General features: G+C 69.2%; 8 protein-coding genes and 2 pseudogenes. 8 read left to right on the top strand and 2 right to left on the bottom strand.

The window, feature by feature from the left end:
* Positions 1-87 precede the first annotated feature (87 nt).
* The 8 genes and pseudogenes from ACFRKB_RS36430 to ACFRKB_RS36395 form a co-directional block, all read left to right on the top strand.
* Positions 88-321, top strand: a pseudogene (locus tag ACFRKB_RS36430) (IS701 family transposase); the annotation flags it as partial.
* A 772-nt stretch (positions 322-1,093) separates the two neighbouring features.
* Positions 1,094-2,209, top strand: a complete 1,116-nt coding sequence (locus tag ACFRKB_RS36425) for an extracellular solute-binding protein (protein WP_383110894.1) — start codon at positions 1,094-1,096, stop codon at positions 2,207-2,209.
* A 98-nt stretch (positions 2,210-2,307) separates the two neighbouring features.
* Entirely contained in the window at positions 2,308-3,375 is a 1,068-nt protein-coding gene (locus tag ACFRKB_RS36420) for an ABC transporter ATP-binding protein (RefSeq protein ID WP_383110893.1), read from the top strand.
* A 17-nt stretch (positions 3,376-3,392) separates the two neighbouring features.
* Positions 3,393-5,207, top strand: coding sequence for an ABC transporter permease (locus tag ACFRKB_RS36415; protein WP_383110892.1), 1,815 nt, complete (start codon positions 3,393-3,395; stop codon positions 5,205-5,207).
* Positions 5,208-5,240: 33 nt separating this feature from the next.
* Entirely contained in the window at positions 5,241-6,140 is a 900-nt protein-coding gene (locus tag ACFRKB_RS36410) for a glycerophosphodiester phosphodiesterase family protein (RefSeq protein WP_383110891.1), read from the top strand.
* 21 nt (positions 6,141-6,161) lie between these two features.
* Positions 6,162-7,187, top strand: a complete 1,026-nt coding sequence (locus ACFRKB_RS36405) for a LacI family DNA-binding transcriptional regulator (protein ID WP_383110890.1) — start codon at positions 6,162-6,164, stop codon at positions 7,185-7,187.
* Between the two features lie 625 nt (positions 7,188-7,812).
* The gene (locus ACFRKB_RS36400; RefSeq protein WP_383110889.1) at positions 7,813-8,232 is read left to right on the top strand and encodes a helix-turn-helix transcriptional regulator; all 420 of its coding nucleotides are present in this window, start codon (positions 7,813-7,815) and stop codon (positions 8,230-8,232) included.
* A gap of 49 nt (positions 8,233-8,281) precedes the next feature.
* Positions 8,282-8,996 (top strand): annotated as a pseudogene (locus tag ACFRKB_RS36395) (ABC transporter ATP-binding protein).
* A 100-nt stretch (positions 8,997-9,096) separates the two neighbouring features.
* Here the strand turns inward: ACFRKB_RS36395 and ACFRKB_RS36390 are convergent.
* Positions 9,097-10,548, bottom strand: a complete 1,452-nt coding sequence (locus ACFRKB_RS36390) for an alpha/beta hydrolase (RefSeq protein WP_383110888.1) — start codon at positions 10,546-10,548, stop codon at positions 9,097-9,099.
* A gap of 122 nt (positions 10,549-10,670) precedes the next feature.
* Positions 10,671-10,946, bottom strand: coding sequence for a hypothetical protein (locus tag ACFRKB_RS36385; protein WP_383110887.1), 276 nt, complete (start codon positions 10,944-10,946; stop codon positions 10,671-10,673).
* Positions 10,947-11,096 lie beyond the last annotated feature (150 nt).

The raw sequence follows: 11,096 nt of genomic DNA, 5'->3' as shown, positions 1-11,096 counted from the left end.
GAGCCGACGTGCTCTTCGCGATGCTCCGCGACGGCACCTTCTACGACCCACAGCCCGCCCCATCAGCTTGACGAAACCCATAGGGGCACCCCCCCCCGCCCCGGAAGCAGCCCGCTGCTGATCCGCCGCAATCGCAGCACTGGCGAACTCGCCTACTACCGCTGTTGCTCGCCCGCCGCGGTGCCGCTGGCCGAGTTGGTGCGAGTCGCTGGATCAAGGTGGCGGGTGGAGGAGTTCTTTCAGTCAGGAAAAGGCCTGGCCGCTCTGGACGAGCACCAGGTCCGCCGCTACGCGTCCTGGTCCCGCTGGGTCACCCTCGCCTGGGTGGACAACGTGCCGCGGCGGCCGGAGCAGATTCGGGTAGAGCACGCCGAGTACTTCGCCGACAGCGTTGCCGCGATGATGCAGGAGCTGTACGCGTGGCGGTTCGTCGAGCATGTCGCGGACGCACTGTGGCTGATGCCGCCCACCGGACGGGTGCCGAGCGAAGCACTCGACGTCCTGCGGGTGCGCATCCCGGGCCAGCCCCGGCATGTGACCGGCCACTCGGAGGGTGAGCTACGGCGCCTGGTGGCCGCCGCCCGTGCGGACGTGGCCGCGATGCGTAAGCGGATCACGCACGGGCGGGCTCCACTCGCCGCCCCGGACGGCGGGCCGGATGCCGGGCGGCTGCGGACCGCGGTACGCGCGGCGCGCGAGCCCCGTCTGTCAGCATCCGGCGCGCCTCATTCCGAGTACAGCCGCGGTTCGCGTTCACTGCGCCGCACCAGGAGCATCCGCTCCCGCTCGTTAATCACGACGGCGGCAGCCAGTCGCTCGCGCCGAGGATCTCCAGGTGCATGGTTCCTCGGTCCCTCGCCGGTGCTGAGTCCGAAGGGTCCGTCATCCAGGAAGGCGCCCGCCGTACCGGCGCGGACCGAACCGCTCTGCGCACTCGCTCCCATCGTGCCACGCCTCCGGTCCGGGCAACGGCGGCTTCGTGACGCCTCGGAGATCGCCAGAACACAAGCCGAAGGACGTCTCGTGTTCATCACTTCATCCCGGAAGCGTTGATGAACGCGAGTTCAGTACCCGATGAACGCGCGTTCAGGGCGTGTGGGAGCTACTGGCCGCGCTGGGCGGCAAGGGATCTGAACGGAAGAAGTCGATGCGCAAGATCATCACTACCACTGTGGCGGTGCTCGTCACCGGACTGATCGCCACGGGTTGTACCTCGCCGGCGTCGGCAGGAAATACGGGTGGTGCCAAGAGTCTCGTGGTGTACAGCAACTCCGTGTCGGACGGACGTGGTGACTGGCTGAAGAAGGAGGCGGACAACGCGGGGTTCAAGCTCCAGCTCGTGGACCTCGGCGGCGGTGACATCCGAAACCGGCTGCTCGCCGAGAAGGCCAACCCGATCGCCGACGTCACCTTCGGCCTGAACAACGTCTACTTCGAGAGCCTCAAGAAGGACCACGTCCTCGACGCGTACACACCCTCCTGGGCCGACAAGGTTGACGCCTCGGCGGGCGATCCGGACGGCAAGGAGTTCTGGCCGATCGTCCGCGAGCCGGTCATGCTGGTCTACAACAAGGCCGTGTACGCCAACCCCGGCCAGGCGCCGTCGGACTGGCCCGACTTGTGGACCAAGGAGCAGTTCGCCAAGCGGTACGAGGTGCCCTCCGACCTCGGCGGCGCCACCAGCCAGATGGTCCTCGCCGGCATCCTCAGCCGCTACCGCGACGACAAGGGCGACCTCGGCGTCAGCAAGGCGGGATGGGACGCGGTGAAGGCGTACTTCCACAACGGCGTCCCCGCCGTCACCGGCACCGACCTGTACGCGCAGATGGCGTCCGGCAAGGTCGACGCCGGGCAGATGTGGCTGGCTGGCAAGGCCACTCGCGAGGAGCAGTACAAAGTGTCGACCGAGGCGGTGCACCCGAAGGTCGGCGTTCCGGTGATCGTCCAGCAGGTCGGGCTCGTGAAGGGCACCAAGAAGTCCACCGAGGCGAAGCGGTTCATCGACTGGATCGGCAGCGCGAAGGTCCAGGCCGCCTGGTCCAGGCAATTCCAGACCGTACCGACGAACAAGGACGCGCTGGCCCAGGCCGACCCGTCCGCAGTCAGCGCGACCGACTCCTTCACCGAGCAGGACATCGACTGGCCGTTCGTGGCCCAGCGCCTCGACCAGTGGGTCGAGAAGATCGAACTGGACTACCTGTCGAGCTGACACCGCGCCGCGCGGGGCGTCCGCCCCGCGCGGCCGCTCCGCCTCCTGGGACGCCTCCCATCCCGTCACATCCGTACCCGCCAGACCCGAGGACCCACATGATCACCTTTGCCGACGTGACGGTGAGGTTCGACAGCTTCACGGCGCTGCCCGCCTTCTCCCTCCATGTGGAGGAGGGTGAGTTCTTCACGCTGCTCGGGCCCTCCGGCTGCGGCAAGAGCACCGCGCTGCGTGCCCTCGCCGGCTTTGTCGACCTCAGTGCCGGCGACATCCATGTCGCGGGCAAGAAGATCACCCATCTGCCCAGCGGCAAGCGCGAAGTGGGCATGGTCTTCCAGAACTACGCCCTGTTCCCCGGAATGAACGTACGCGAGAACATCGCGTTCGGCCTGCGGGTGCAGAAGCTGTCCAAGGCCGAGACCGACCGCCGGGTGGCCGAAATCGCCGAGCGGGTGGATCTGTCGCGGCAGCAGCTCGACAAGCAGGTCGCGGAGCTGTCCGGCGGCCAGCAGCAGCGGGTGGCCATCGCCCGCGCCCTGGTGCTGCGCCCCAAGGTGCTGCTGCTCGACGAGCCGCTGTCGAATCTCGATGCCAAGCTCCGCCGCCAGTTGCGCGTGCAACTGAAGGAACTACAGACCCAGTTCGGCATCACCACCGTCTACGTCACGCACGACCAGGACGAGGCCCTGTCGATGAGCGACCGCATCGCGGTCCTCGACCAGGGGCGGATCGAGCAGATCGGCACCCCGCAGGACATCTACGAGCGTTCGGCCACCGAGTTCGTGTGCACCTTCGTCGGTGAGGTGAACCGGCTGAGCCGGGCCCTGGTCGGCACGCTCGTCACGGCCGGCGCCTCCGGTCTCGACGCCGACGCCACCACTTATGCGCGGATCGAGAAGGTCAAGGTGGTCCGGCCCGGCACCGCGCACGCGGGGATCGCCGTTCCCGCCACGGTGGACTCACACACGTATCACGGCATGCACAACGTGTGCCATCTGCGCACCGAGCACGACCGGCTGCGGGCGGTGCTGACGGCCCACGACGGCTGGCGGCCCTGTACCGGCGAGCGGGTCGACCTCGTCGTCGACCCGGACTCCCTCCTGCAGTACCCGGGCGCGAACGCCGGTTCGCAGGATGTCGTCGCGGTGGCCGGGGCGACACGGTGAACCGCTCCGCGCGGAGGATGCCCCGCTCACCGCTGGTGCTGGTGACCGGCGCGCTGCTGCTCTGGTTCGTCTTCGCCTTCCTGGTCTTCCCGAACCTCGTCGTGCTGCGGGAGATCTTCCTTCCCGACGGCTCGTTCAGCACCCGTGCCTTCGCCCGGCTATGGTCCTCCGACCGCGCGCGGGCCTCGCTGCTCAACAGCTTCCTGCTGGCCGCCCTGCTGTCCGTCACGGTCAACGCCGTCGGCGTCTTCGTCGTCCTGGCGACCCGTTACTTCGCCGTGCGCGGCGCCCGGCTGCTGTGGCTCGGCTACGCGACCACCCTGGTCTACGGCGGAGTCGTGGCCGTCTCCGGCTACACCTTCGTCTACGGCGAGCACGGCTTCGTCACCCGCCTGCTGTCTGCCGTGTTCCCGGGCATGGACCCGGCGTGGTTCTCGGGCATGCCGGCCGTGGTGATGGTGATGACCCTCACCGGTACCAGCTATCACCTGCTGTTCCTCACCTCGGCCCTGGGCCGGGTGGACCACCAGACCATCGAGGCCGCCCAGCAGCTCGGTGCCTCGCCCTGGCGGATTCTGCGCCAGGTGGTGCTGCCGGTGCTCAAGCCCACCTTGTTCGCCGTGACCGTGCTGACCTTTCTCGGTGGACTCACCGCCTTCGCGGCACCGCAGGTCATCGGCGGACGGGACTTCCAGACGATCACCCCGATGATCTTCACCTTCGCGGGCATCCCGTCCTCCCGCGACCTCGCCGCCACCCTGGCCGTCCTCCTCGGTGTGGCCACGCTGATCCTGCTGACGGTGCTCAACCGGATGCAGGCGGGCGGGACGTACTTCTCCGTCTCCAAGGTGCCCACGGCACTGCGCCGGCAGCGGATAGGCGACCCGGTGGCCAACGCCATCGTCCATGTCCTTGCCTACGCGCTGTTCGCCGCCTACCTGATCCCGCCGTTGCTGATCGTGGTGTTCTCCTTCACCGACGCCTCGACCATCGCCTCTGGCCGGATCACCACGGGCAGCTTTACCCTTGCCAACTACAGTCAGGTGCTGACCGACGCGACCGCTTCCTGGCCCTTCGTGGTGAGCATCGGGTACGCGGCCGTCACCGCGACCGTCGTCATCGCCCTGATGCTGTTCGTGGCCCGGGTGCTGCACAAGTACGTCAACCCAGTCACCGTCGCCGTGGAGTACCTGCTGCACATCCCCTGGATGCTGCCGAGCACTCTGACGGCGCTCGGCCTGATCGTCACCTACTCCGTGCCCCGGTCCGCGGCCGGCGGCAGGGTGCTCACCGGCACGCTGGCGCTGCTGGCCGTCGCGTACATCGCGGCGAAGATCCCGATCACGCTGCGCATGCTCAAGGCGGCCTACGCCGGCATCCCGGACTCCCTGGAGGAGGCCGCCGCCCTGCTCGGCGCGGGCGGCCTGCACACCTTCCGGCGCGTCCTGCTGCCCCTGGTACTGCCGACCGCCGCGGCCGTCAGCGCGCTCAACTTCAACAGCCTGCTGGACGACTACGACATCTCCGTCTTCCTCGCCCACCCGCTGTACGAACCGCTCGGCATCGCCATCCAGAACGCCACCCGCAACGAGGGCAGCGGCGACAGCACGGCCCTGACCCTGGTCTACGCGGTGCTCCTGATGGCCGTCTCCAGCGTCGCCATGTGGTTCGTCTACGGCCGCCGTTCCGGCACCGGGCTCAACAGGCGGCGCAACCGGCGGTCCGGCCGGTGGCGTGCCCGGTCGCTGACCGCGGCGACCGACCCTAAGCAGACCCTGCCCGCCATGGACGGCGACACCGCCGCACTCGCCCGCCGAACCCCCGCCGTCTGACCTTCACATACACAGCAGAGGAACACCAACACCATGTTCGGGCATCCCCGGTACCAGGACGTCAACGCGCTGCTCAACGCACACCTCGCGCAGCGCACCCCGCTGATCTGCGTGCACCGCGGCACCGGGCTCGGCAACGTGCCGGAGAACACCGCCGACGCCATCGAGGCCGCGCTCCGCCAGGGTGCCGACATGGTCGAGTTCGACGTCATCGGCTCGTCCGACGGAACGTTCTTCGTCTTCCACGACGGCACCGAACCGCACGCCTTCGACCGCGAGGACGACATCCGCGCGCTCGGCTCGGCAGAGATCCGCGCGCTGCGCTACCGGTGGAGCAGCCACGCGGCCGGCCTCTCCGAACTGGCCGAGGTCCTGGCCCGCTTTCGGGGTGAGACGCTGTTCAACGTGGACCGGTCCTGGTGGTACTGGGACCAACTGCTGCCCTTCGCCGACCGGTTCGACATGGCTGGGCAGCTCGTCCTCAAGAGCCCGGCGGATCGGCAGTGGCTGGACAAGCTGCGCCGGCACCCCGTTAAGTACCCGTTCGTGCCGATGGTCCGCTCCCGCGCGGACCTCGACACCGTCCTCGGCGATCCGGACATCAACCTCGTGGGCGTCGAACTCATTGCGCGTCACCCAAAGGACCAACTCGCCGACCCCGGCGTCATCGCCGAGATGCACCAGCGGGGACTGCTGTGCCTGCTCAATGCGATCAACCTCCCCGACGGGGTACCCCTGTACGCCGGGATCGACGACCACACGTCCGTCTTCGGCGATCCGGACGACGGATGGGGCCGGCTCATGGAGCGGGGGGCGGACATCATCCAGACCGACTGGCCCGACCTGCTCGGCCGCTACCGGCAGCGGGTGCGCGGCACCGCCGTGCGCGAGTACGGCAGGTGGGGCGGTCGGTGCCCCAGCGGCAACGGATAGGCTGACCAGGTGACATCGGGCATGGACAACAAATCCCCTTCACCTCTGAAAGTGACCATGGCGGCGGTCGCCACGGAGGCGGGGGTCTCCCGGGCGACGGCTTCACGGGTCTTCTACGGTTCGACGCCTGTGGCCGAGCACACCCGTCAGGCCGTGTTCGCGGCGGCGGAGCGGCTCGGCTACGTGCCCAACACCATGGCGCGATCGCTGGCCGCGCGCGGCTCCGACCTTCTCGGCCTGCTGCTGCGCGCGCCGGACAACCCCGCCTACGGGCTGCTCTTCAGTGAACTACAGGCCCATGTCAGCGCGGCCGGACTGCAGATGGTCACCGTGGCACCATCACGCAATGAGGGCGCGCACTTCGAGCGCCAGGCACTCAACCGGCTGCTCGGGCTGCGCGTCGGCGGTATGTTCCTGGCCACGAGTGTCATCCGCGCCGAGATGCTCGAACCCTTCCTGGACCTGGTGCCGGTCGTGGTCGTCGGCCGGCCGGAGTCGCACCCCGGCATTCACAGCGTCTCCTACGACGAGGACCACAACGCCGAGCTGCTTGCCGACGCCGTTGCAGCGGCGGGGCATCTCAGCGCTGCGGTCGTGGTCCCCGAGCACTCGGTCTCCGAACACCGCCGTGGCATGGCGTTGGCCCGGGGCCTTGCCGAACGTGGGGTGCGGGTGCACCGGATCTCTTCCCCCACCTTCGGCAGTCTGGACGAAGGTGGCCAGGAGATCGTGGCCCTGCGGCGCCAGGGACGGATCACCGCCGCTATGTTCCCCTCGGACTGGCGGCTGCTGACTTTTCTGACGCTGGCACAGGAGGCGGGCCTGAAGGTGCCGGACGACCTGTCCCTCACCGGCTTCGACGGCATCATGCCCGGCATCGACCTGCTGGGCTTCACCACCGTCCGTATCCCGGTGGAGGAAGCGGCACGCCGGGCTGTCGAAGTGATGCGCACCCAACTCCAGGAGCGCACGCGGCCCCAGCACGAACTCCTCCCGGGCACCCTGATTCGGGGCCGCACCCTCGGCCCGGCCCCCGTACTCCGCTGAGGACACCGTACGAGCAGCGGCGGGCGGACGAACTCGATGAGGGCAGAGTGCCTCGCGGAGCAGGGATTGGCGACGTCCTCCTGGATGCGTCTGCACCCTGCCGGACAGGCACTGCACGCGGTGCGGGCCGAGATCGCACTCATCCGGGGGGACTACAAGGGGCTGCTCGCGGACCATGCACCGGCCCGGCGACCGGGATCTTCTGCTCTGGCCTCCTTCGCACTGCACGCCCTCACCGAACCGGGGTGCTTCGAGGAGGCGCGGCGGCTGGTCCGGGACGGGGATCTCGACCCTTGGGGCGACGTGTGGGAGCTGAGCCGCTTCCGGTACGCCAGTGGTGTCCTGCGAGCAGCTCAGGGCGACGTCTCGGGGGCGTTGCACGACTTCCTCGACCGCGGCCGCCGACTCTCAGCACCCGCGGGCATGAGCCCGTTTCTCCTGCCGTGGCGTACGGCCGCGGCGATGTGCCGGCTCGCCAAAGGAGACCGCTCTGCGGCGCTGGCCCTGGCACGGGAAGCGCTCCGTCTGGCTCGAACATGGAACGCTCCTCGATCCGTCGGACGCGCTGCACGGAGTAGCCGTCGCGACCCCGGGACGGGACGGGCTCGAACTGGGAGCAGAGGCCGTGCGCATCCCGCGGCAGTCCCACGGCACCCGGGATCTGATCTCGGCACTGCTCAGTCACGGTCGGCAGCTGGCCGCCTCGGGCCGGCGGACGCAGGCGCGCGAGCACTGTCAGGAGGCAACCTGTCATGCGGAGCGGCTCGGTTCGGTGCGTCTGCGTACCGACGCCGAGAGGGATCTGCGTACCGTGGGAGTCCGCCGTCCCTCGGCGTCATTCACAGGGTCCGAATCCCTCACGGGATGTGAGCGCCGCGTCGCCGAACTCGCCGCCCGGGGCCACACGAACACCGAGATCTCCCATCTCCTCCAGGTCACGCGACGCACGGTCGAAAGCCACCTGACGAGGGGCTGCAGCGAGCTGGGCATCAACGGCCGGGACGAGTTGCGGACGGCTCTGCGCGGGATGGAGGAGGACCAGTGACACCGATCGCCTCACGCCCGACCCGCGGTCCTGGCCGGCACCACTCGGCCTGCTCGGCGCCAACGGCGCCAGCGGCTCCAACAAGACATCGACCGTGGAACGGCTGGAGGGGACTGACCGCTCCGGCCGGCGGGCGTGCGCGTCCTCGGGCACGACCCGTACACCGAGCGGGCCGCCGTACGCCCCCGCACCGGCGTGATACTTCAGGAAGGCGTCTTCCCTTCCGAGCTGACCGTCGCGGATACCGCCCGAATCTGGGCGGGGACCGTGAGCGGCGCCCGTTCGCCGACCGACGTGGACACCTGGGAGTTGGTGAGCGCGCTGCGCGAGGGCGGGACGACGGTGCTGCTGACCACGCACTACCTGGAGGAGGCCGAGCACCTCGCCGACCGCCTCGCGATCATGCACGCGGACGGATCGCCACCTCCGGGCCCCCCGCCGAAGTCACCGCCACCCAGCCGGCCCGGATCTCCTTCCAGCTCCCCGATGGCTACTTCGTCGGCGACCTCCCGCCGCTCGCCGAACTCGGCATCAGCGACCACGAGGTCGACGACCGGATGGTCAAGCTGCAACCCCGTAAACTCCAGCGCGCCGCCACCGGACTGCTGACCTGGGCCGCCGAGGCCCGGGTGGAGCTGCGCAGACTGGACGTGCGGTCGGCCTCCCTCGAAGAGGCCTTCCTGCGGATCGCCGAAGAGGTTTCCGCCGGAGGCCCGGCTCGGGGATCTCCACGGCAAGCGTCGCATCCTGTATGCGTTCGGTGAGCGCGGCTGTGTCCAGCGCATTAGGGCTTGCCCGTCCCCGGGGTGGATCCGCCGCACGGCCCGGCGACGCCGCCGCTCTTTGGGCATGTCCCGGTTCCCGTTACTCGCTCGGCTCCGCCGCGCAGGCGAGGTCCTGCGGCGGGCGTTGCCCGGTGGTCAGGAATCCCGTCACCGCGTCGTTCGCGCACGTGCTGAGGCCGAACGGATAGACGCCGTGACCGCCCTGGTCGGCCGTCACCATCGTGGCCCGCTTCCCGAACGCGTTCCGCAGCTTCCGGGCGCCGGCCAGCGGTGTCCCCGGGTCGCGTTCGTTCTGCACCATGAGCACGTTCGACGGGCCCCGGTCACCGATGCGTACCGGCGGTTCGACCCGCTTGTCCGGCCAGAACGCGCAGGGTCCGATGCTGGCCGTGGACCCGCCCAGCATCGGGTACTTCAGCCGGTCGACCGCGACGTTGCGCTGATAGTCCCGGACCGTCCCCGGCCAGCGTGTATCACCGCATATCACTGAAAGGCGGGAGGCCAAGCTGTTCTCTATGTTCTCCGGCAACGGCAGTGTGGGCGGAGGCTGGTCCTTCTCGAGCGCTTGCCATGTGACGGCCAGCAGGTGCATGGTCGCATCGCTGTAGAGGTACTCGAACGTGATCCCGCGGAACAACGTCCCGTCGATGCCCTGGACCGGCTTCGCCTCCAACCGCTTCGCCAGGTCGAAGAACTTCGCGGTCACCTGCTCCGGCGTGGTGCCCAGACCGTACTCGGGACGCGCGGCCGCGAACGCCGCGAAGTCCGGGAACCGGTCCTCCATCCCACGGGCGAACAACCGCGTGGCCGTGACGTCGTACCCGCCCGGGCCCAGGTTGCTGTCGAGCACGACCCGGTCGCCGCGCTCGGGGAACATCGTCGTGTACACCGCACCGAGGTAGGTGCCGTACGAATGACCGAGGTACGAGAGCTTCGGCTCGCCCAGCGCCACCCGGATCCGGTCCATGTCGCGCGCGGTGTTCGCGGTGGTGGTGTGCGGCAGCATCCACGCCGTCCGCGAGGTGGCGCACTGCTTGGCGATGGTCCGCGCGTACTTCGCCTCCCTCGTGACATCGGCCGCGGTGTGCGCGAACGACGCGAGGTTGCGGCGTGCCACCTGTTCCGGCGTCAGATCGCAGGTCACCGGCGCGCTGCGGCCGACGCCGCGCGGGTCGAAGCCGATCACGTCGTAGGAGTCCAGCACCTTCTGGGGCAGCCCTGAGCCAGCGAGAAGTGCCGGGTAGTCGAGTCCCGTACCGCCGGGGCCGCCTGGATTGGTCAGCAGCACGCCGCGGCGCTGCGAGGGGTTCTCGCTCGCCAGTCGCGAGATCGCGATCTCGATCTGCCGGCCGTCGGGATCCCGGTAGTCGAGGGGGACTTCGAGCGTCGAGCACTGGAGACGGGGCGAGGCTATGTCCTCCGGGCACGGGCCCCACCGCACGGTGTCCGGCGTCGCCGCCGACGACACTCCCGGAATCGCGGTCACCGCCACCGCGGTGGCGGCAAGGGCGAGGGAGAGTGTTCTGCGCATCTGATGTCCTCCTGAAGGGGCGCCGCGGGGACGCCGGAATCGAGGGTTCGGAACGCGCGCCGTCAGGTCCTGCCGGCCCGTGGAGGCCGGCCGGACAGGGCATGGCGCGTGACGGGATTGCGTCAGGCCGGTTCTCGGCAGTGGATTTCTCCGGAATCACCGGGCCGACCGGTGTCCGGTTGCCGGTGGGTGTGTGCCCAGCCACCGAGCACCATCGCGACGAGCGCGATGGATCCGAGAAGAGTCACCCGGCCGGCAAGGCCGCCCGGGACCCAGTCGAAGATGCCCCACAGCAGCTCGGAGTCCCGGTCGAGCAGACCGTGGATCACCGCTTGGGCGGCCAGGGCCGTGATCACCATCCCCACCGCCTCAAGGGCTCCGAAGCCACCCTCGCGCATCGCGCTTCTCCGTCTCGTGTTCGGTTGTCTCGGCACGTGAACGAGTCTGTCCGTGAGGCGCGGCCTCCACATCAGCCCGACGGCTCGAAAGGCCTTCGACCACAGGCGAGACGGTCATTCGACTTTGGTCCAGGGGGTATCAGCCCCCGG

The organism is Streptomyces scopuliridis, from assembly GCF_042790125.1.
Classification (GTDB): Bacteria; Actinomycetota; Actinomycetes; order Streptomycetales; family Streptomycetaceae; genus Streptomyces; species Streptomyces scopuliridis_A.
This window is presented reverse-complemented; position numbering and strand designations above follow the sequence as displayed.